This is a genomic window from Oryzihumus sp., from assembly GCF_036391795.1.
GTDB lineage: Bacteria > Actinomycetota > Actinomycetes > Actinomycetales > Dermatophilaceae > Oryzihumus.
In genome coordinates this window covers 1-20,589 of record NZ_DASVZH010000108.1, presented here as the reverse complement: position 1 = coordinate 20,589, position 20,589 = coordinate 1, and the positions used below count along the sequence as shown (strand labels likewise).

The following is a 20,589-nucleotide window of genomic DNA, read 5'->3' as shown; positions in this document are numbered from 1 at the left end:
CCCCGCGTGGTCTCTGCCCTCGGGCTCTGCCCGGTCTCGTCCGTGTCCATGCCGCACCTCCCGGCGGGTGCCCGGTCCAGGGCCACCGCCCTCCCAGCCTCACCGTGCACCGCGGCCTCGCAGTAGGGGCCTTCGCCCCTCGGCAAACGCGGCCGACCGCCACGTCCACCCGGGGCCGTGCGTGAACCGAGGCCCAGGAACCGATCCACCTGACCTGCGCCCATGAGCCGCCCAGGGACGGCACACTGACGCTCGTCCTGCAGGCCTCCGGATGGAAGGTGTTCACGGTCACGTGAGCCGACAGCGCCGACCCCCCGTGCCGCGTGCAACCCGGCCGGCAACCGGCGCCCGGCTGCGCGTCGCTCAGCTGTCGCGTCCCGTCGTCCTGCTCGTCGCCGCCGTTGTGCTGGCTGGCTGCGGCGAACCGCACCCCGGCCTCGGCGACCTCAAGGCCGTGCCGGGCGCAACACTGACCTACCCGGGCGCGGTGGAGTACCAGCGCGACGAGGCCAGGGCTCGTAACCACGTGGACGGGCCGTCGCCGGCAACGATCACCGTCTACGCGTGCGCACATGACGCACCGGCCGCGGTCGAGGCGTGGTTCGCCCGGGCCCTGGCAGCGCGGGGCTGGACGGCCGACCCGGGCAACCACCAGGACCGCCCCGGCGCCTTCGAGGGCGGCACGGCGTGGAAGCGCGGAAACGCATCGTTCGACCTGAGCTGCGCGACCCGGGCCACCGCAGACGTCCTGGCCCGCCGGACGCACCAGCCCACCGGGTGCCCCTCCGCGCATCAAACCCTGGCGCAGACCGGCTAGCGGGCCTGACTGCGAAGTCGTGCAGCTCGCGGCTGCGCCGGGTGCCCCGAGTCAGGGCCGGACGCGTCTCTGCGACCAGGTCCCGGACATGACAGCGGCCGGGGGCACTAATCCCTCGGGCGGTTCCCGCGGGAGTTGTCGCCGACGGCACGACGGCTCGTCGCCAGGACGGCCGTGGCTGGGCCGCCGGCCAGCCCCGCTACCTCAGGCCGCGTGAGCCGCTGTCAGGTGGGCCCGGCACAGTGCCGCCATGCTTCCTCCCCCTCGCATCCGTTCCCTGTCCGTTGCCGGCGTCGCGCTCAGCGGCCTGCTGCTGCTCACCGGGTGCCTCCCGGCTGGTGCCACCGCTGGCGCGACTGCTGCCTCGGCCGGGGGCGTCTCACCGGCGCCGTTCTCGGTTGCCGCGGCCCGATCCGCCCAGGGGAGCCTGCCGGTGGGGTCCGCCTCGTACCCGATGCCGGGACCGGGCACCTGCCACGCGCGCACCCAGATCGGGCAGCCGCTGCCGGACCCCTCCTGCACCCCGGGCGCGGTCAACCCGGCGGTGACCCCGGCCACCATCCACGAGACCATCTGCGCGAGCGGGTGGACCAAGACGGTGCGTCCCCCGGTGTCCGTGACCGACCGGATGAAGGCACAGTCGGCACGCTCGTACGGCGTCCCGCGCGCCATGCGCGGCGAGTACGACCACCTGGTCCCGCTTGAGCTCGGCGGCGCACCCTCCGACCCGCGCAACCTGTGGTTCGAGCCGGGCCACATTCCCAACCCCAAGGATGCGGTGGAGAACAAGCTCAACTCCGCCGTGTGTTCTGGACTGGTTCCGCTGCGCACCGCACAGGCCGCGGTCGCCACCGACTGGGTGACCGCGTTCGACACCAGCGGGCTGCGCGTCGCGGGTGGGCGGGTCTGCCTGCGCGCGAACCCGCACCGGTGCGTGACCGACCGCCACTACGGCTCGAACTGAGCAGTCCACGGGGGCTCCGCGAACCTCGGCCAAACGTGATGCAGCTGATCGCCCGTTACGTGCCAGGCGTCGGTACGGTGAGCCCGTCCCGGCCGGGCGGGCGTCGAACTCCACACGGGCGATCCTTGGGGGAAGACATGCGACGTGGTTTGCCCGTCAGCATTGGCGTGGCGGTATTGCTGGCCGTGAGTGCGGCGGCGGCGACGCACCTGCCGTCGCATGTGCATCCTGTCGGGATGTACGTCGAGGGACGGCTCCACGGCGATGCGCGCTCCGGGTGTGTCTGGCTCGCCGACCCCGGGCCGCCCACTCAGGTGGACTGGCCGAAGGAGGTCACGGCTCGGTTCCGGCCCGGCGTCGAGCTCGTGCGACGTGGCGTGGTCGTCGCGCATGAAGGTGCGGTGGTTGGTGGTCACGTGCTCTCGCCGACGCAGCCGGCCGCCGGTTGCCCTCGTGAGGTCAAGGCGGCGGCCGTGGTAGGCGACGTTCAGCTCAGTCCCGGGCCACCGAAGCGGGGATGAGACTCGGCCGGGACCGGGGCGACGGCCGGGTGCTGCGGCCGTCCCCCTTTCCCGGCCGTGGTCACACCAAGGCGGACGGGTCGTCGATGGGGCCCCGCTGTCTCCTCCCGCGGCATACCCGGTGAAGCCGCAGAAGTTGGCGTAGCCGGGTTCAGGCACTCCACGAGCGCCAGCTGTCGGGTCTAGTGGTTGAGGGGAGCTCTGACCTGGCTGGCGGCGGCCAGCAGCGCGTGGGAGACGTCGAGCAGTTCGTCGGCTTGTTCGTCACGCCGCTTGCTCAACTGCCGAAGCTGCTCCTCGAGGGCCGCGACCTCACGGTCCGCTTCCTTGGTGCGTGCTGTGGCCGCGTCTTCAGCGGCGGCGACGATCTCCGCGGCTCGTGTCTGCGCCTCCTGGACCACGGTGTGGGCCTGCGCCTCTGAGGCCGTGCGGGTCGTCTCGGCAGCCTGGAGGGACCGCGCGATGGTCCAGTCGGCCACGCTGTGGGCTCGTTCGAGCAGTGTGGCTGAGAGCTGCGCTACCTCCGAGGAGTCACGAAGTGCCGCCACGTACGTGTTGACCTCTTCCGGGTCGTAACCATTGGGAACCCGGCTGAACCGGGCAGCGGACTGCGGCACAGTGTCGCGGGCCATGGCCGTCCTCTCTTCGCTGACCTTCGGGGTCGATCCTCTGGTGGTGGTCTCAGGCAACCGAACTTCCTATCGGGGCAATCGGGCCCCTCATGAACGATTCCGTGGAACTGACACCAAGGCGGGCTCCAGAATCGCTGCGCGCGAACGGGTGCGATCACAGCCGCCGCCCAGGCGGCGGGCGACTGAGCAACGTTCACCGGCCACCTATCCCCCGCGCACCGATGTCTGCCCGCGTGCGTCCGCAGAAAGGGCGAGCCGGCCCAGGGGGCGCAACTGGACCGCGGTCAGCTCCGTGCTGGTTCGAGCGCCGGGGCGCATCAGCACGGCGCCGGCGTCGACGGCCCGCACGAGTGCGGTCTGTTCGGTCCAGCCCAGCGCGATCACGGCGCGCCGGAGGAGCACCGGTGCTGGCCGAGACCAGGCGAAACCGGACGGTGCACCAGGTCCGGACATGACAGCGGCCGGGCGGTCCGACTCTCGTCGGGCCACCCGGCCGGGGTCGTGGGGGATGTCCCACATCTGTGTGCGCGAGGGGGGAGTTGAACCCCCACGCCCTTTCGGGCACACGGACCTGAACCGTGCGCGTCTGCCTATTCCGCCACTCGCGCGCGCTTGCCTAGTGTGTCGGAGAGACCGCCGAAATCCCAAATCGGGACGTATCGGCGGGGGCTCTCACGGCCTCCAGGAAGCGGCTCAGGCTAGCACGCGGACGGCATACTCAACCGTGGCGGCTACGATCGGGAGGCCAACCCCGAGGAGGAGTTCACGTGGGACTGTTCGATCGAGTCGAGCAGCGTCTCGAGCGCGCGGTCAACGGCGCTTTTGCCCGGGCGTTCAAGTCGGAGGTGCAGCCGGTCGAGATCGCCGCGGCGATCCGGCGCGCCATGGACGACAAGGGCGCTGTGCTGGGCCATGGGCGCACGTTCGTGCCGAACATCTACACCGTCGAGCTCAGCCCGGCCGACCACGAGCGGCTGACCAGCTTCTCCGACGCGTTGTCCGACGAGCTCGTCGCCTCGGCACAGGAGCACGCGGACTCCCAGCACTACACCCCCGGCGGTCCGATCCAGGTGCACTTCAGCGCCCACGACGACCTCGAGACCGGCGTCTTCCGGCTACGCACCTCGACCGCCAAGGCCCGGCCCCGCCCGGCACCGGCTGCCCCGTCGGGGGTCGCGGCGACCGAGCACCAGCCGGTTGCCGACCCGGCGCAGGTCCCGCGGGCCAACCCCAACGACCGCCCGTGGCTGGAGGTCGACGGCGACCGCTACCCGCTGATGGGCGCGATCACGGTCCTCGGCCGTGACGACTCCGCCGACGTGGTCCTGGACGACCCCGGCATCTCGCGCAAGCACAGCGAGATCCGTGTGACGAGCGACGGGCCCCACCTGGTCACCAGCATCCGCGACCTCGGCTCGACCAACGGCACCTTCGTCGACGGCGACCGCATCACCACCCACCGACTGGAGGAAGGCGACCGGATCACGGTCGGCCGCACCACAATCACCTTCCACGCGGGCCGGCGGTGAGGGGCCGGCGATGAGCGAGCTCACCCTCACCGTGGTCCGCCTCGGTCTCCTGGTCCTGCTCTGGGTCTTCGTCTTCAGCATCGTCGGCGTGCTGCGCGGTGACCTCTACGGCACCCGAGTGCTCAGCCGCGGCAAGGCGCCGGTCAAGCCCAAGGCGCGCCCCAACCGGCAGCCGACGGCCCCCGCCGAGGCGTCCAGCCGCGCCTCGCGTGCCGCCGCCCGCAAGATCCCGGCTACCCTCGCCGTCACGGAAGGACCGTTGGCCGGGACGACGTTGAACCTCAAGGACTCCGGCGTGCTCATCGGGCGCAACCCCGAGTGCACCCTGGTCCTTGACGACGACTTCGCCTCCGGTCGCCACGCCCGGGTCTACCGGGACGGCGACGGCTGGTACGTCGAGGACCTCGGCTCCACCAACGGCACCTTCCTCGGCGCCAACCGGCTCAGCACGCCCACACCGGTGGCAGTCGGCACGACCCTGCGGATCGGCAAGACGGTCCTCGAGTTGCGAAAGTAGGTCCGATGGCCATCGCCCTGCGGTACGCCGCGCGTTCGGACGTCGGGCTCGTCCGCTCCGTCAACCAGGACTCCGGGTATGCCGGTCCCCACCTGCTCGTGCTCGCGGACGGCATGGGGGGCCATGCCGGCGGCGACGTCGCGTCCTCGATCACCATCGGGGAGCTGGTCGACCTCGACGGCGAGTCCCACGGCGGCGACGACGCGCTCGAGCTGCTCGCGACCCGCCTGCGCTCGGCGAACGAGGCGCTGGAGCGCAACGTCCACGAGCACCCCGAGCTGCGGGGCATGGGCACCACCGTCATCGCCCTGCTGCGCACCGGCAACAAGCTGGCCATGGCCCACATCGGTGACTCGCGGGCGTTCCTGCTGCGCGAGGGCACGCTGACCCAGATCACCAAGGACCACTCCTTCGTGCAGAGCCTGGTCGACGAGGGCCGGATCTCCGCCGAGGAGGCCGAGCACCACCCGCAGCGCTCCATCGTCACCCGGGTGCTGACCGGCCAGCCCGACGACGAGCCGGACCTGTCGCTGCGCGAGGCCCGCCCCGGCGACCGCTACATGATCTGCTCGGACGGCCTGTCCGACTTCGTCGCGCGCGACACCATCGCCGAGGTCATGGCCTCCGGCATGAACGCCGACCACACCGCCGACCGGCTCGTCGAGCTCGCGCTCAAGGCGGGGGCCCCCGACAACGTCACCGTGATCATCGGCGACGTGGTCGACCTCGACCGAGCCGAGGCCCCCTCCACCGTCCCGCAGGTCGTCGGGGCCGCCGCCGAGCGGCAGGCCGCCGGTACCCGCCCGCTGCCGCAGACCCCGGCAGCCAAGGCCGCCGCACTGACGCGCACCGCCGCCGGCGGTGACGAGGACGCCGAGGACGAGTCCTCGGTCACCCTGGCCGAGGAGGGGCCCAAAGGAGCCCGGAAGTGGCTCCGGCGCGGCGGGCTGATGCTGCTGGTCCTGGCCGTGGTGCTGGGCGGCGGCTACGCGGCATACGACTGGTCGCAGCGGCAGTACTTCGTCGGTGAGGCCGGCGGGTTCGTGGCGATCTACCGCGGGGTCTCCCAGAACATCGGCCCGCTCAAGCTCTCCCACGTCGAGACCCCGACCGACGTCGACGTCAACAACCTGCCCGACTTCTACCGCAGCAAGGTCAACGCGACCTTCAACGCCGAGAGCCTGACCGCCGCACGCAAGATCGTCGACGACCTGCGCTCCGAGGCGGCCAGCTGCGAGGCCCTGAAGGCCAAGGGCCAGAGCTGCGGCGCCGCGTCCTGATGTCCACGGTCACCTCCCTCGTCCCCCGGACGCGACGCAACGTCGAGCTGGGCCTGCTGCTGCTGGCCATCGGCATCGTGATGCTGGCCTACCTCAACGTGGGCCTGGCGGTGCAGGGCACGTTCCCGCCGGACCTGCTCGGCTACGGCCTGGGCTTCCTGGTCCTCGGCGGCGGCTTCCACGTCGTGCTGCGCTGGCGCGCGCCCTACGCCGACCCGCTGCTGCTGCCGATCGGCACGCTGCTCAACGGCCTGGGCCTGGTGATGATCCACCGCCTCGACCTGGCCCACCACCGCACCGGCGGCGGCATGGCGTTCAAGCAGCTCACCTGGAGCGCGCTGGGGGTGATCATCGCGATCGTCGTCATGATCGCGTTGCGCGACCACCGCCAGCTGCGCCGGTTCACCTTCATCGCGATGGCCACCAGCATCGGCCTGCTGCTCCTGCCGCTGGTGCCCGGCCTCGGCCGCAACATCAACGGCAACCGGATCTGGATCGGTCTGGGGCCCTTCAGCTTCCAGCCTGGTGAGGTCGCCAAGATCACCCTGACCGTGTTCTTCGCCGGCTACCTCGTGCAGACCCGTGACGTGCTCTCGCTGGTCGGCAAGCGCTTCCTCGGCATCGCCTTCCCGCGCCCGCGGGACCTCGGGCCGATCCTCATCGCGTGGCTCGTCAGCGTGCTCGTGCTGGTCTTCGAGCGCGACCTCGGCTCCTCGCTGCTCTTCTTCGGCCTGTTCGTGGCGATGATCTACGTCGCCACCGAGCGCCGGTCATGGGTCGCCATCGGCCTGACCCTCTTCTGCTTCGGCGCCTACTTCGCCTACCTCATGTTCGGGCACCTCCAGCAGCGCGTGCTGCTGTGGCTCCACCCGTTCTCCCAGCAGGCGCTGCAGGTCAGCGACCAGCTCGTGCTGGGCCTCATGGGTATGGCGAGTGGTGGGCTCTTCGGGACCGGCCTGGGTCGTGGCCACCCCAACTTCACCTACTTCGCCGAGAGCGACTTCATCTTCCCGAGCATGGGTGAGGAGCTGGGCCTGTTCGGGCTGTTCGCGCTCCTCATGCTCTACGTCCTCATCGTCGAGCGCGGCCTGCGCACCGCGCTGGGTGTGCGCGACGGCTTCGGCAAGCTGCTCGCCACGGGCCTGTCGTTCTCGATGGCGCTGCAGGTCTTCGTCGTCGCCGGCGGCGTCACCCGGGTCATCCCGCTGACCGGCCTGACGATGCCGTTCCTGTCCTACGGAGGCTCCTCGCTGCTGGCCAACTGGGCCCTGCTGGCGCTGCTGCTGCGGATCAGCGACCAGGCCCGCCGGCCGGTGGCCGAGACCGCGGTGGCGTCCACGGCCTCCTCCGAGGCGACTGAAGTGGTGAAGCTGCGATGAACGCCCCCATCCGCCGGCTGTCGTTCATCGTGGCGGCGCTGTTCGCCTCGCTGCTCGTCTCGACGACGTGGATCCAGTTCGTCACGGCCAAGGACCTGCACGACCGGCCCGGCAACCGGCGCACCCTGCTGGCCAGCTACGCCCGCGAGCGTGGCGCCATCCTCGTCGGGGGCTCCCCGGTCGCCCGGTCGGTGCCCTCCCAGGACCAGCTGAAGTGGCTGCGCACCTACCCCTCGGCCCGGCTCTACTCCCAGGTCACCGGCTACTACTCGTTCACCTACGGCGCCGGTGGTGGCCTCGAGGGCGCCGAGGACTCGCTGCTGTCCGGGCAGTCCGACAAGCTCTTCTACCGGCGCATCGTGGACATGGTCACCGGCAAGGTGCCCAGCGGCGCCAGCCTGGAGCTGACCATCGACCCGCGCGCGCAGAAGGCCGCGGACCAGGCCCTCGGCGACCAGCGCGGCGCCGTCGTCGCCCTCGACCCGTCCACCGGGGCGATCCTGGCGATGGTGAGCCACCCGCAGTACGACCCCAGCCCGCTGGCCAGCCACGACCTGAAGTCCGTGGCGAAGGCGTGGCAGCAGGTCAACAACGCCCCGGGCAACCCCGCCGTGAACCGGACGATCAACGGCGACCTCTACCCGCCGGGGTCCACGTTCAAGCTCGTGACCGCGGCCGCCGCGCTGTCCTCGGGGCAGTACACCGAGGACACCCGGATCCCGGGGCCGGCGACGCTGAAGCTGCCCGACACCGCCAACGCCACGCTGCCCAACGACGACCGGCTGCCCTGCGGTCCCGGCGGGTCGTCGACGCTCCTGGTGGCGCTCGAGCGCTCGTGCAACTCCTCCTTCGGCGGCCTCGGCATGAAGCTGGGCGCGGACGCCCTGCGCGCCCAGGCCGCGAAGTTCGGCTTCGGCGACCAGCTCAGCGTGCCCATGCGGGTCACGCCGAGCACCGTGCCCGAGCAGATGAACCGCCCGCAGACCGCCCAGGCGGCCATCGGGCAGTACGACGTGCGCGTCACCCCGCTCCAGATGGCGATGGTGAGCGCGGCGATCGCCAACAAGGGCGTCGTCATGCGGCCCTACCTCGTCAAGGACGTGCGCAGTGCAGATCTCGATGTCATCGAGGAGACCTCTCCCGAACAGCTGTCCCAAGCGGTGAGCCCGGACGTCGCGGCGCGGTTGACGCGCATGATGGAGGCGGTCGTGCAGAACGGCACCGCAACGGCGGCCCAGATCCCCGGGGTCAGCGTCGCCGGCAAGACCGGCACCGCCGAGCACGGCACGGGCCTGGCTCCGCACGCCTGGTTCACGGCCTTCGCCCCGGCCGACAACCCCCGCATCGCGGTGGCGGTCGTCGTCGAGGACGGCGGCCGGGCCGGCAACGAGGCCTTCGGCGGCAAGGTCGCCGCCCCGATCGCCCGTCAGGTCATCGAGTCGGTGGTCAACCGATGAGCGCCAGCAGCGGCTCGGTCCTGGGCAACCGCTACACGCTCACCGAGCGGGTGGCCGGCGGCGGCATGGGTGAGGTCTGGGAGGCAACCGACGGCGTCCTCGGACGCACCGTCGCGATCAAGCTGCTCCGGTCCGGCTACGCCGACGACACCCAGTTCGTCGACCGGTTCCGGGCCGAGGCCCGCCACAGCGCCGCGCTGAGCCACCCCAACATCGCCACCGTCCACGACTACGGCGAGGAGGACGGCGCGTCCTACCTGGTCATGGAGCTCGTCCCCGGCGAGCCCCTGTCCCGGGTGATCACCGAGCGCGGTCCGCTCGCCGTCGACGAGGTCTCCTCGGTGCTCGGTCAGGCGGCCGCGGCCCTGGAGATGGCGCACCAGAACGGCTTCGTCCACCGTGACGTCAAGCCGGCCAACATCATCCTGACCCCGGACGGGACGGCCAAGCTCACCGACTTCGGCATCGCCCGGGCCCTGCACGGGTCGGCGATCACCAAGACCGGCGAGGTCATGGGCACCGCCCAGTACATCTCGCCCGAGCAGGCGATGGGCGAGCCGGCGACCCCCTCCAGCGACATCTACGCGCTGGGGATCGTCGCCCACGAGATGCTCACCGGCAAGCGTCCCTTCGATGCCGAGACCCCGGTGGCCACCGCCCTGTCCCAGGTCAACGACCCGCCGCCTCCTCTGCCTGAGGAGGTCCCCGACCAGCTGCGCGACCTGATCGAGTCCTGCCTGGCCAAGGACCCGGCCGACCGTCCGGCCAGCGCCGCGGCGATCGCCGAGGAGCTCGGCGTGCCGGTCTCCGGCTCGATCGCGACGGCGGTCACGCCGCCCTCGGCGTTCGACCAGACCGCGGTCATGGCCACCACTGTGCACCAGCAGGACCCGCACAACGGACCCTCCACCCAGGTCCACCGCGCCTCACCGGTTGCGGCCCGCTCGAGTGCCCTGACCGACCGGGTGCGCAAGCGCCCCGCCGTGTGGGGTCTGGCCGCGCTGGCACTCATCGTGCTCGCCGTGTCCCTCAGCCGGTGCGGCTCCGGCTCGGCGAAGAGCTCGACCACCCCGAAGCCGACGCGGACCGCCACCAGCCGCCCGGCGACGGTGCTGTCGGCCGCAGCCTACGTGGGCCAACCGGTCGACCAGGTCCGGCCGGCGCTTGAGAGCCTGGGCTACCAGGTCTCCACCCGGCCGCAGACCTCCTCGCAGCAGCCGGGCACCGTCCTGGCGATGAGCCCCACCGGGGCCGTCCCGGCCAAGGCGGTGATCATGCTCGTGGTCGCCCAGGCCGCACCGGCCACCACCCCCGTCGGTCAGAACCAGCCGGGCAACAACGACGGCCACAAGAAGAAGGGCAAGAAGTGAGTGCCACACCCCGGCTGCTCGGCGGCCGTTACGAGGTCGGAGAGCTGATCGGACGCGGCGGCATGGCCGAGGTCCACGCCGGCCACGACACGCGGCTCGGCCGCGCCGTGGCGATCAAGATGCTCCGCTCCGACCTGGCGCGTGACCACACCTTCCTGGCCCGCTTCCGCCGCGAGGCCCAGTCCGCGGCGGGTCTCAACCACGCCGCCATCGTGGCCGTCTACGACTCCGGCGAGGACCACACGGTCGACTACGCCGGAGCGAGCATGTCGGTGCCCTACATCGTCATGGAGCGGGTCACGGGCAAGACCCTGCGCCAGCTGCTCAACGACCAGGAGCACCAGGCGATGGACCCCGTCGTCGCCTGCCACCTGACCGAGGGTGTGCTCGCCGCGCTCGAGTACTCCCACCGCATGGGCATCGTCCACCGCGACATCAAGCCGGCCAACGTCATGGTCACCGAGCACGGTGACGTCAAGGTCATGGACTTCGGTATCGCGCGCGCGGTCGCCGACACGGCGGCCACGATGACCCAGACCCAGGCGGTCATCGGCACCGCGCAGTACCTCTCGCCCGAGCAGGCCCAGGGCCAGCAGGTGGACGCCCGCTCCGACCTGTACTCCACGGGCTGCCTCATCTACGAGCTGCTGACCGGCCGGGCGCCGTTCATCGGCGACTCCCCGGTGGCCATCGCCTACCAGCACGTCGGCGAGACCCCCCAGCCCCCGTCGGCGCACAACCCCGAGGTCAGCCCCGAGCTGGACGCGGTGGTTCTGCACGCCCTGACCAAGGACCGCGAGGCGCGCTACCAGACCGCCTCGGAGTTCCGCGCCGACCTGGCGGCGGCGCGCACGGGCCGTCCGATCAGCGCTGCTGCCCTCGGCACCGCTGCCGGCATGGCCGCCGGCGCCGCCGCCCTCGGCGGGGACTCCACCATGCTGATGGCCGGCGGCGAGCCGACCCAGGCGATGACCCGACCCACCGCGGTGGCCTGGGCGGCCGCGGCCGGTGCTGCAGCGGCCGACGCCCGGCGCGGCAACACCGCCGGCCTGCCGCCGATCGGCCACGACCCGGACGTCGAGCCGCGCAAGCGTCACGCCGGGGTCTACGCCCTGCTCATCGCGGCCGTGATCGCGGCACTGGTGCTCGTCGCCTTCGCCGGCAAGTCGCTGTTCGGCGGCGGCACGCCGCTCGCCCAGACCGTCAAGGTCCCGTCGGTCGTGACCCTGCCCCAGGCCACCGCCGTGGCACGGCTCGAGGCGATGGGCCTGAAGGCCCAGGTCAGCCAGGCCAACAACGACGCGGCCAAGGGCACCGTCTTCGACCAGAACCCCACCGCCGGCTCACCGGTCGACAAGGGCTCCACCGTCGCGATCAGCGTCTCCAGCGGCCCCGGCAAGGTTGAGGTCCCCGACGTCACCGGCTTCACCGAGTCCTCGGCCAGGAGCACCATCGAGGACCACGGCCTCAAGGTCGGCTCCGTGACCAAGGTGGACGACTCCTCGGTCGCCGCCGGCAAGGTGATCAGCACCGACCCCGCCGGTGGCAGCAGCGTCGACTCGGGCAGCACCGTCAACCTCAAGGTGGCCAGCGGCCGGGTCCAGGTGCCGGACGTGCGCAACAAGACCCTGGGAGAGGCGCAGCAGATCCTCAGCGACCTGGGGCTGCGGACCAAGACCGAGTTCCAGCCGAGCGACCAGCCTGAGGGCACCGTGCTCGACCAGAACCACGTCGGCGAGACGGTCGACGCCGGCACGACCATCAAGCTGGTGGTCTCCCAGGCGCAGCCGCAGACGACCCAGCCGTCGACCCAGCCCAGCGACACGCCCACCCAGCCCTCGGCGACGATCACGCTGCCGTCGGACACCACCACCAAGGGTCACTGACCCGGCCCGCACCGCCCGACGTCTCCTCGTGGGTCGCCGGGCGGTGCGCCGAGGCGGGCCTCGGCACGGCCGGGGGCCTTCCTGCCCGGTATGCCGCAGGTGCAGCTGGAGCTCGCCGCCCACCCGGCGGAGCTGCTCGCCCTGGGCGTGCCCGAGCGTTCACCCACCCTTGCCGCGCCCTGCGGGACCGAGCCGGGTCAGCCCGCGACGAGCCGGGCCACCGCTGCGGCGTCATGGACCAGCGGGCTCAGGCCCGCGGAGCGCTCCACGGCGTCGGTCATGCCGCAGGTCACCAGCCAGTTGGCGAGGAGCCGGTGGCCTCCCTCGGTCAGCACGCTCTCGGGGTGGAACTGCACGCCGTGCAGCGGCAGCGACGCGTGGCGGACCGCCATGATGACGCCCGAGGCGGTGTGGGCGTTGGCGAGCAGCACCTCAGGCAGGGTCGGCGGCTCGATGGTCAGCGAGTGGTAGCGCGTCGCCGTGAACGGCGAGGGCAGGCCGGTCAAGACCCCGGTGCCGTCGTGCTCGACCGCGGAGGTCTTGCCGTGCAACAGCTCGGGGGCGCGGCCCACGGTGGCCCCGAACACGACGCCGAGGGCCTGGTGGCCCAGGCAGACGCCCAGCATCGGCTGGGTTCGCCCGGCGCACGCCTCGATCATCGCCATCGAGACCCCGGCCTCCTCCGGGGTGCCGGGACCGGGGGAGACGAGGACGCCGTCGAACTCGGCCGCGGCCTCGGTGCTGATGGCGTCGTTGCGGACGACCTCGCAGTCGGCGCCGAGCTGGCCGAGGTAGCCGACGATGGTGAAGACGAAGCTGTCGTAGTTGTCCACGACGAGGATGCGGGTCATGCGGGGCCTTACGGTGTGGTGGTTCGGCTGGGGGAGCTGCTGGTGACTGTGTTGTCGTTGAACGGCAGGTGGTCGGCCACGGCGGGGAAGAGCCACAGGAAGCAGGCGGCGACGACCGCGAGCGTCAGCACCAGCGCCTGCAGCAGCTTGACCGGCCACGGCCCGGGAAGGGCGCGCCAGAGTGGTCCGTACACCGGTCAGGCTCCCTTCGGAACGGTCAGCAGGGACGCCGGGATGCCTTGGGCGCGGGGGATCGTGCGCAGCAGCGAGGCGAAGACGACGTAGCGCTCCGCCGCGCTGTAGCGCGGGTGGCACGCGGTCATGGTCATCATCGCCTGCGTCGGCGTGGCTCCGGGCTCCTGCGGGACGGGCGCGACCACCTCGACGTGCTCCGGGGTGACGATGACGTGCCGCTGGACGGTGTAGACGACGTAGGTGGTGCGGGTCTCGACGATGACGACGTCCCCGGGGCGCAGCTTGTCGATGTCGCTGAACGGCTTGCCGTAGGTCGTGCGGTGGCCCGCGACGGCGAAGTTGCCGACCTTGCCCGGCATGGCCGTGCCCTCGTAGTGGCCGATGCCCTCGCTGAGGATGTCGTGGTCGGTGCCCTCCAGGACCGGCCGGGCGTAGGCGCTGCCGAACCGGGGGATGCGCACGATCGCGAACGCCTTGCCGAAGGGCACGGCCGCGGGGGTGACCGTGCCCTGGCCGTCGGCCGGGGCGTGGCCGAACTGGCGCTCCAGGGACTGGATCGTCTGGGCCTGGGCGCGGTCGGCCGTGACGTCGGTCCACCACAGCTGCCAGCCGACGAAGAGCAGCACGAGCACGCCGAGGGTGATGAGCAGCTCGCCGACCACCCCGACGATGCGGCTGCCCAGGCCCGGACGCTCGCGCGGCGGGCGGGGGACCTGCGCGAGGGCGCGGCGCTCCGCCCGCGTCAGGCTCACCGCGGCACGCTCGCGTGGGTCAGCGAGGTCGTGCCGGTGTAGGCCGGGAACGTCGCCACGTTGCTCGTCTTCACGTCATAGCCGAGCCCGAGCACGTCGACGTACTGCTTGTAGATGCGCACCGTCGGGTTGGTGTCCAGGGACTGCTGCATGCCCTGCACGTCGCCGATGGCGCGGATGACGTAGGGCGGGGAGTAGACGCGGCCCTGCAGGATCAAGGTGTTGCCGACGCACCGGACCGCGCTGGTGGAGATGACCCGCTGGTCCTGGAGCATCATCGCCTCGGCACCACCGGCCCACAGCGCGTTGACCACGCCCTGCACGTCCTGCTGGTGCACGACGATGTCGTCTGCGGTGAAGCCCTGTGGCAGGCTCGCCGCGCTGCGCTTGGCGTCGTTGAGGGTGACCGTGAGCGCCGGCCCACGCACGGCCTCGGTGCCCGCGACCGGGGCGAGGGCGGCGCTGCGCTGCTGCAGCTGGGTGACCGCGCTGTTGCCGGGGGCGGACTGCTGGGTGAGCCGGTCGACCTGCTCGCGCAGGGCCTGCACCGCCTCGGTGCGGGCCTGCACCGCCCGGGTCTGGGCGCGGATCACGTCGGCGAGGTCGGTGCCGCTGGGACGCAGGTCGGTGCCCCTCGCGGTCTGGGCGCTCGTGGCGAACAGCAGGCCGGCCGCGGCGCCGACGACGGGCACCAGCAGGGACCACCGGGAGGGCCGACGGGTCAGCCAGGGTGGCAGCGTGGCCATGTCCGGTCCCCTCCCTTCGCCTCTGCCGGGGTTCGCGCGCGCGTGTGCTCGTCTACGCTAAGGCACGAATCGTCCCCAACCAGCAACAAGGAGTGCCCGGTGCCGGAGTCAAAGGGTCGCGCCAAGGCGACCTACACCCCACCGCAGCGCAAGGCCAAGGCCGCCCAGGTCGGCAACCCGGTCTGGTTCGCCCCGGTCATGGTCGTGCTTCTCGTGCTGGGGCTGCTGTGGATCGTCACGTTCTACGTGACCCAGGGCAGCTACCCGGTGCCCTCCATCGGCTACTGGAACCTGGCGATCGGGATCGTGCTCATCCTCGGGGGCTTCGGCTTCGCGATGCGCTGGCGCTGACTGTCCACAGGGTTTTCCACCGGGACGTCGTCCACAGCTCTCCACAGGGCCGGGTCCCCGCTTCGGCGGGGAACCGGCCCTGGCGTTTGTGCAGGTCAACCCGGTGATGGCCGCTCTGGTCGGGCCACGGTCGGCGCGGCTCCCCCGGGGATATCCCCAGCCTCCCCCGGGCGCCTCATCGGGTTTCCACGCAGGTTCCACGAGTTGTCCACACGGTTGTCCCCAGGCTGGGGACAAATGACATCGATGTAAGACCGGACCGGACACATCGGTCGAAACCCGGACGTGCCGGACAGGCCAGAATGGGCCCGCGCTCAGGCCAGGAACTGCGGGGAGACCCCGGCGTACTTCACGACGGTCGCCAGGACCAGCAGGACGAGGACGGCCGCGAGGGCCGGCAGCTGCAGGCGGCGCAGGGCCTTGCCTGAGGTCGCCACGAGGATGACCGCGCACAGGAGGCCGGTGATGAACCCGCCGAGGTGGGCCTGCCAGGCGATCCCCTGCACGGTGAAGCCGATGACACCGTTGATCAGCACCACGGCCCAGATCCCGCCCGTCGGCCGGCCGAGGTGGCGGTTGAGCACGAGCAGGGCCCCGAACAGGCCGAACACCGCACCCGACGCTCCCACGCTGGCGGTCACCCACGAAGCGCGTCCGTCGAGCGAGGGAGTGGCCAGCAGCAGCGACCCGACCGAGCCGCCGATCGCGCAGACAACGTAGAGCGCGGCGAACCTCAGCCGGCCCAGCAGGGGCTCGAGGTAGCTGCCCACGATCCACAGGGCGTACATGTTGAAGGCAATGTGGAAGATCGGGCCGTGCAGGAACGCCGCGGTGATGAAGCGGTAGGGCTCGGCCTTCCCGTAGGCCGGCTCGAACGCGTAGCTGCCGGTTACCGCGGGGATGACCTGCTGCAGCAGCCACACCGCCACGCACGCGCCGATGATGGTCATCGTCACCAGCGGGCGGCCGTCGCTGACGCGGCCGCCGAGCTGGGTGCGCGGCATACGGGTGGTGCGGGCGCTCTCGCGCACGCAGTCGACGCACTGGACGCCGACTGCGGCCGGCCGCTGGCACTCGGGGCAGACGGGCCGGCCGCAGCGCTGGCAGCTGACGTAGGACACCCGGTCGGGATGACGCGGGCACACCGGAGCCTGCTGGTATGCCGCGGGCTCGGTCATGGGGGTGTCCTCAGCCACCAGGGGTCGCCTCTCAGGCGTCCTGGACGGTGACGCGCTCGATGACGACCGGCTCGACCGGCTTGTCCATCGCGCCCGTCGGCACGCCGGCGATCTTGTCGACGACCTCACGGCTCGGGCCGTCGGCGACCTCACCGAAGATGGTGTGCTTGCCCTGCAGCCAGGTGGTCGGCGCGACGGTGATGAAGAACTGCGAGCCGTTGGTGCCCTTGCCCATGCGCTTGCCGGCGTTGGCCATGGCGAGCTTGTAGGGGGCGGTGAAGTCGAGCGCGGGGCTGATCTCGTCGTCGAAGTTGTAGCCCGGGCCCCCGGTGCCGGTGCCGGTGGGGCAGCCACCCTGGATCATGAAGCCGGGGATGATCCGGTGGAACGTCAGCCCGTCGTAGAACGGCGTGGGGTTGGTGCGGCCCGCGTCGTCGTTGTAGTCCTTCTCGCCCGAGGCGAGGCCGACGAAGTTCTGGACCGTCTTGGGCGCGTGGTCCGGGTACAGGGTGACGTTGATGTCGCCGTGGTTGGTGTGCAGCGTGACGTTCATGGCGTCATCCTCGCACGCGATCTGGTGGACCCGATGGGCATGCGCGGATGCAACGGTGCAGGATGGGTACAGGTTTGGACCTGGTCACCGTTTCGAGGAGGACTCCGTGTTCCGCACGAAGAGCAAGACCGAGCAGGCCAAGGACAAGGTCGCCCAGGCCCAGGAGCTGTCGGCGTCGACCGCGGAGCAGATCCGCGAGCGCGTGGTTCCCGCCGTGGAGCACGCCGCCGAGGTGGCGCGCGACTGGGGCAAGCCGCGGGTGGAGGCCGCGCGCGACTGGGCCAAGCCCCGCGTCGAGCACGGGATCGAGGTGGCTGCGCCCAAGCTGGAGAAGGGCGTGCAGGACCTCGCCCCCCGCGTCGACAGCGCGCGCGACAAGATCGTCGACGAGCTGCTGCCCCGGATCGCCGAGGCCATCGCGGCCGCGGCTGCCGCCAGCGTCGCGGCCCGGGACGAGGCCGTCTCCCGCGGCACCGACGCCGCGCTGGTCCTCAAGGGTGAGGCCGTGGCCAAGCCGAAGCGCCGGGGCCGCAAGCTGCTGCTCCTGCTCGGCCTCGGTGGTGCCGCGGCCGCGGGCTTCGCGGCATACCAGCGCTCCGCGCCCAAGGACGACCCGTGGGCCACGCCGCTGCAGGACCCCTACATCGCGCCCAGCGCCGGCCGGTCCACCACCGCGCCGGTGGACGACACCACGCCGGCCGCCGCCGCGGAGGAGCCCGCGACCGAGGAGCAGGCGAGCACAGAGGAGAGCGCGGCCGAGAAGGCCGCCGAGTCCAACGTCGACACCGCCAAGACGGTGCGGGGCGCCAGCGCCGGCGACTGAACCCGGACCACCGACGCATCGCAGCCGGGGGCAGGACCGTCAGGTCCCGTCCCCGGCTGCTTCGCTATGCTGCGGCCCTCTTGAGCTGACCGTCCTGCCTGGGTGGAGCCACTGGTGCGCTGGGTCATCGACGTGCGGCGCCTCGCCGCGATCGACCTGTGGGGCCTGCACGGACGCCCGCTGCGTCGCCGCCTCATCACCCTCGAGTTCGCCCTCGGCATCGTGCTGCCCATGGTGCTCGGCTCGGTCTGCCTGACCGCCCGGGCCCCGTTCACCCGGGTCGTCGGGGCGTGGCTCGTCGGCATCGCGCTCAACTACGTGCCGCTGGCGTTCCAGGCCTTCCGCCTGTCACGGCACGGCGCGCTCGAGGCCGAGCTGGCCGGCGTCGACACCCGCAGCGAGCTGCGCCGCTACAGCCGGCGCCAGTTCGTCATCGTCATCCCCCTCGCACTGCTGGTCATGTCCTTCCTGCGACCCTCCCACCCCTGAACGCGGGTATGCCGTGCCCCTCACCAGGTGAGGGGCACGGCATACCGGGGGAGCGTGTCGGCTCAGCCGTTCCAGGTGTAGCCGGTCGGCTCGTCGCCCATGTCGACGATCGCGGCGACGGGGCCACCGCCCTCGGGGCCCTGGTGGGCGGCGGAGACGGAGACGAAGACCGCCGGGTCGCCGGTCACGGCCGCGGTGACGCCGCCGACGCAGGACTTGATCTGGCGGTGCCAGTGCACGTCGGAGTCGTCGAGCATCGCGTTGCGGCGGCCGTGGACGGTGCCGTCCTGGCTGGCCTCGCACTTGAGGAAGACGTTGACCAGGCGGCCGCCGAGGTCGGAGGTGTGCGGGCGCTCGGGCAGGTCGAGGCCGGCGTCCTTGATCGCGGCCCAGATGCCGTCGGCGTCGAGGGCGTCGTTCATGACCGAGTGGCCGATGCGGTAGCGGCCGCCGACACCGCGGGCGTTGCCCACGACGACGATCTGCGCCTGGTCGAGCTCGACACCGGAGGAGCAGGAGGCGACCGAGGAGTAGAGGTCGCGGTTGTGCATGACGTCCTCGTCGCTCGGCATCTCGATCTCGCCGAGGGCGACGGCGATGCCGAGGCCGGTGGTGCCGTTGGACAGGTCCATCGACTCGTGGGTGTGCTCGGTCCAGACCTGCTTGCCGCGGGCCTTGGCGTCGCGGATGGTGTGGATCGTCAGCAGCGGGGTCTTGGTCTGCACGTAGTGCACGTCGGCGACGTCGGTGATGCCGGCGCGCTCCATGGCGACCTTCACGCCGTCGGCGACCTTCTTGATCATGCCGGTGTAGCCGATCTCCTCGGGCAGGATCGGCTCGCTCATGGCGAAGCCGACGGTGAGGCGCGGCTCGTCGGTCTGCACGGCCCTGGCCGGGTCGACGGTGGCGAAGATGGTGGCGTGGGGGCTGATCACGCCGTCGGTGCCGCCCGACCACACGATCGGGATCTGCTTGACCTGGTCGGCCGGCGCGCCCTTGGCGACGAGCACCTCACGGAAAGCCCGGTCGGCGATGATCCGGGTGTAGTCGTTGACCCCGCCGTTGCCCTCGGTCTTGCCGATGATGGCGATGACGCGGTCGGCCTCCATCACGCCGTCGTCGATGAGCTTGGCCAGCTCGGAGGCGTCGGCCACGCTGTGGATCGGGACCTTGCGGACCTCAATGGCATCAGGCACGGGTGTCACCCTTCGTTCTCGGTGGGGTTCTGCGATGTGGGGTTCTGCTGGTGGGCGGGGCGGCCCTCGATGACCGTCCCGTAGCTCCCGGTCACGGCCTTGTCGATCTGCTCCAGCGCGGTGATGACCGCACGCGGGCCGCCGGACTCCACGAAGCGCATCGCGGCCTCGACCTTGGGGCCCATCGAGCCGCTGGCGAAGTGGCCCTCGCCGGCGATCTCGCGCATCTGCTCCAGGCTGACCACGCCGATCTCCTCGGCCTGCGGCGTGCCCCAGGCCTTGATGGCGTGGTCGACGTCGGTGGCGATGACGAGCACGTCGGCGTGCACCGACCGGGCCAGCAGCGCCGCGGTGAGGTCCTTGTCGATGACCGCCTCGACGCCGCGCACGGTGCCGTCCTCGGTGCGGACGACCGGGATGCCGCCGCCGCCGGCCGCAACGACGACGTAGCCCGCCTCGATGAGGGTGAGCAGGGTGCCGGTCTCGAGCACCTCGCGCGGCTCGGGCGAGGAGACGATGCGCCGCCAGCCCTTCTCGCCACGGTCCTCCCACAGCTGGCCGTGCTCGATCAGCGGCCGGGCCTGCTCGTAGGGCAGGAACCGGCCGACCGGCTTGGTGGGGTGGGCGAAGCCGGGGTCGTCGGCGTCCACGCGGGTGCGCGTGACGATGGCGGCGACGGGGCGCTCGACCCCGCGCCGGGCGAGGCTGGCCTCGAGGGTGTTGAGCACGGTGAAGCCGATGGTCGCCTGCGTCTGCGCCCCGCACCAGTCCAGGGAGACCGGCGGGACGACGGTGGCGGCGAGCTCGTTCTTGACCAGCAGGTTGCCGACCTGCGGGCCGTTGCCGTGGGTGATCACAACCTCGTGCCCGGCGGCGATGAGGTCGGCCACCGACTCCATCGCGGCGGCGATCGCGGCGCGCTGGGCGTCGGGGCTCGCGCTGCCGTCAGGACCCGTCATGGCGTTGCCGCCGAGGGCGAGGAGGACCCGCACGGGCTGCACCTGCTTTCACCTGGGGGCCGGCCGCGCGGGACGCGGACGGGCGATGCGGCGAGCCTACGGACGAACCACCGGACCCCGCGTTGGCAGACCCTGCCCAATGAC

At 71.7% G+C, this 20,589-nt stretch carries 21 protein-coding genes and 1 tRNA gene; 12 read left to right on the top strand and 10 right to left on the bottom strand.

Annotated features, from left to right (window positions below; genetic code table 11):
• Nucleotides 1-316 precede the first annotated feature (316 nt).
• Both VF825_RS06520 and VF825_RS06515 read left to right on the top strand, forming a co-directional pair.
• A complete protein-coding gene (locus tag VF825_RS06520) occupies nt 317-817 on the top strand; it encodes a hypothetical protein (protein WP_331111381.1) in 501 nt (166 codons plus the stop codon).
• Between the two features lie 250 nt (nt 818-1,067).
• The gene (locus VF825_RS06515; protein ID WP_331111379.1) at nt 1,068-1,781 is read left to right on the top strand and encodes a hypothetical protein; all 714 of its coding nucleotides are present in this window, start codon (nt 1,068-1,070) and stop codon (nt 1,779-1,781) included.
• A gap of 703 nt (nt 1,782-2,484) precedes the next feature.
• Here the strand turns inward: VF825_RS06515 and VF825_RS06510 are convergent.
• Nucleotides 2,485-2,991, bottom strand: a complete 507-nt coding sequence (locus VF825_RS06510) for a DivIVA domain-containing protein (RefSeq protein WP_331111377.1) — start codon at nt 2,989-2,991, stop codon at nt 2,485-2,487.
• 467 nt (nt 2,992-3,458) lie between these two features.
• A tRNA-Leu gene (locus tag VF825_RS06505) sits at nt 3,459-3,542 on the bottom strand.
• A 159-nt stretch (nt 3,543-3,701) separates the two neighbouring features.
• On the opposite strand from VF825_RS06505, the gene VF825_RS06500 reads away from it, so the two are divergent.
• Genes VF825_RS06500 through pknB form a run of 7 tightly spaced genes read left to right on the top strand, consistent with a single transcriptional unit; the run spans nt 3,702 to nt 12,352 of the window.
• A complete protein-coding gene (locus VF825_RS06500; RefSeq protein ID WP_331111375.1) occupies nt 3,702-4,463 on the top strand; it encodes a DUF3662 and FHA domain-containing protein in 762 nt (253 codons plus the stop codon).
• A 10-nt stretch (nt 4,464-4,473) separates the two neighbouring features.
• Entirely contained in the window at nt 4,474-4,980 is a 507-nt protein-coding gene (locus tag VF825_RS06495; RefSeq protein ID WP_331111372.1) for an FHA domain-containing protein FhaB/FipA, read from the top strand.
• A 5-nt stretch (nt 4,981-4,985) separates the two neighbouring features.
• On the top strand, nt 4,986-6,260 hold the full coding sequence (locus tag VF825_RS06490) for a PP2C family serine/threonine-protein phosphatase (protein WP_331111370.1): 1,275 nt from the start codon (nt 4,986-4,988) through the stop codon (nt 6,258-6,260).
• Complete coding sequence (locus VF825_RS06485) at nt 6,260-7,639, top strand: FtsW/RodA/SpoVE family cell cycle protein (RefSeq protein WP_331111368.1); 1,380 nt, start codon at nt 6,260-6,262, stop codon at nt 7,637-7,639. The genes VF825_RS06490 and VF825_RS06485 overlap by 1 nt, the downstream gene beginning before the upstream one ends.
• Nucleotides 7,636-9,096 (top strand): peptidoglycan D,D-transpeptidase FtsI family protein, encoded by a 1,461-nt coding sequence (locus tag VF825_RS06480; protein WP_331111366.1) that lies wholly within the window; start codon nt 7,636-7,638, stop codon nt 9,094-9,096. Before VF825_RS06485 ends, VF825_RS06480 begins: the two co-directional genes overlap by 4 nt.
• The gene (locus VF825_RS06475; RefSeq protein WP_331111364.1) at nt 9,093-10,466 is read left to right on the top strand and encodes a serine/threonine protein kinase; all 1,374 of its coding nucleotides are present in this window, start codon (nt 9,093-9,095) and stop codon (nt 10,464-10,466) included. Before VF825_RS06480 ends, VF825_RS06475 begins: the two co-directional genes overlap by 4 nt.
• The gene (gene pknB / locus VF825_RS06470) at nt 10,463-12,352 is read left to right on the top strand and encodes a Stk1 family PASTA domain-containing Ser/Thr kinase (RefSeq protein ID WP_331111362.1); all 1,890 of its coding nucleotides are present in this window, start codon (nt 10,463-10,465) and stop codon (nt 12,350-12,352) included. The genes VF825_RS06475 and pknB overlap by 4 nt, the downstream gene beginning before the upstream one ends.
• Nucleotides 12,353-12,549: 197 nt before the next feature.
• Here pknB and VF825_RS06465 read toward each other — a convergent pair whose 3' ends face one another.
• From VF825_RS06465 to VF825_RS06450, 4 genes are read right to left on the bottom strand one after another with little or no spacing between them, the layout of a single operon-like run.
• On the bottom strand, nt 12,550-13,203 hold the full coding sequence (locus VF825_RS06465) for an aminodeoxychorismate/anthranilate synthase component II (protein WP_331111360.1): 654 nt from the start codon (nt 13,201-13,203) through the stop codon (nt 12,550-12,552).
• Nucleotides 13,204-13,211: 8 nt separating this feature from the next.
• Nucleotides 13,212-13,397 carry a hypothetical protein gene (locus VF825_RS06460; RefSeq protein WP_331111358.1) on the bottom strand — a complete coding sequence of 62 codons (186 nt, stop codon included), beginning with the start codon at nt 13,395-13,397 and terminating at the stop codon, nt 13,212-13,214.
• Nucleotides 13,398-13,400: 3 nt separating this feature from the next.
• Entirely contained in the window at nt 13,401-14,150 is a 750-nt protein-coding gene (locus tag VF825_RS06455; protein ID WP_331111356.1) for a class E sortase, read from the bottom strand.
• Complete coding sequence (locus VF825_RS06450; protein WP_331111354.1) at nt 14,147-14,896, bottom strand: DUF881 domain-containing protein; 750 nt, start codon at nt 14,894-14,896, stop codon at nt 14,147-14,149. Before VF825_RS06450 ends, VF825_RS06455 begins: the two co-directional genes overlap by 4 nt.
• Before the next feature lie 99 nt (nt 14,897-14,995).
• On the opposite strand from VF825_RS06450, the gene VF825_RS06445 reads away from it, so the two are divergent.
• The gene (locus VF825_RS06445; protein ID WP_331111352.1) at nt 14,996-15,247 is read left to right on the top strand and encodes a cell division protein CrgA; all 252 of its coding nucleotides are present in this window, start codon (nt 14,996-14,998) and stop codon (nt 15,245-15,247) included.
• A 314-nt stretch (nt 15,248-15,561) separates the two neighbouring features.
• On the opposite strand, the gene VF825_RS06440 is transcribed toward VF825_RS06445, so the two are convergent.
• Together VF825_RS06440 and VF825_RS06435 are read right to left on the bottom strand one after the other, a co-directional pair.
• Nucleotides 15,562-16,425 carry a rhomboid family intramembrane serine protease gene (locus tag VF825_RS06440; RefSeq protein ID WP_331111350.1) on the bottom strand — a complete coding sequence of 288 codons (864 nt, stop codon included), beginning with the start codon at nt 16,423-16,425 and terminating at the stop codon, nt 15,562-15,564.
• A gap of 31 nt (nt 16,426-16,456) precedes the next feature.
• Nucleotides 16,457-16,978 (bottom strand): peptidylprolyl isomerase, encoded by a 522-nt coding sequence (locus VF825_RS06435; protein WP_331111348.1) that lies wholly within the window; start codon nt 16,976-16,978, stop codon nt 16,457-16,459.
• Nucleotides 16,979-17,084: 106 nt separating this feature from the next.
• On the opposite strand from VF825_RS06435, the gene VF825_RS06430 reads away from it, so the two are divergent.
• Nucleotides 17,085-17,801 (top strand): hypothetical protein, encoded by a 717-nt coding sequence (locus VF825_RS06430; RefSeq protein ID WP_331111346.1) that lies wholly within the window; start codon nt 17,085-17,087, stop codon nt 17,799-17,801.
• 114 nt (nt 17,802-17,915) lie between these two features.
• Nucleotides 17,916-18,290: a hypothetical protein gene (locus VF825_RS06425; protein ID WP_331111344.1), complete on the top strand. Its 375-nt coding sequence runs from the start codon at nt 17,916-17,918 to the stop codon at nt 18,288-18,290.
• 62 nt (nt 18,291-18,352) lie between these two features.
• On the opposite strand, the gene VF825_RS06420 is transcribed toward VF825_RS06425, so the two are convergent.
• Complete coding sequence (locus VF825_RS06420; protein ID WP_331111342.1) at nt 18,353-19,486, bottom strand: ring-opening amidohydrolase; 1,134 nt, start codon at nt 19,484-19,486, stop codon at nt 18,353-18,355.
• A 5-nt stretch (nt 19,487-19,491) separates the two neighbouring features.
• The gene (locus tag VF825_RS06415; RefSeq protein ID WP_331111340.1) at nt 19,492-20,478 is read right to left on the bottom strand and encodes a carbamate kinase; all 987 of its coding nucleotides are present in this window, start codon (nt 20,476-20,478) and stop codon (nt 19,492-19,494) included.
• Nucleotides 20,479-20,589: the final 111 nt, after the last annotated feature.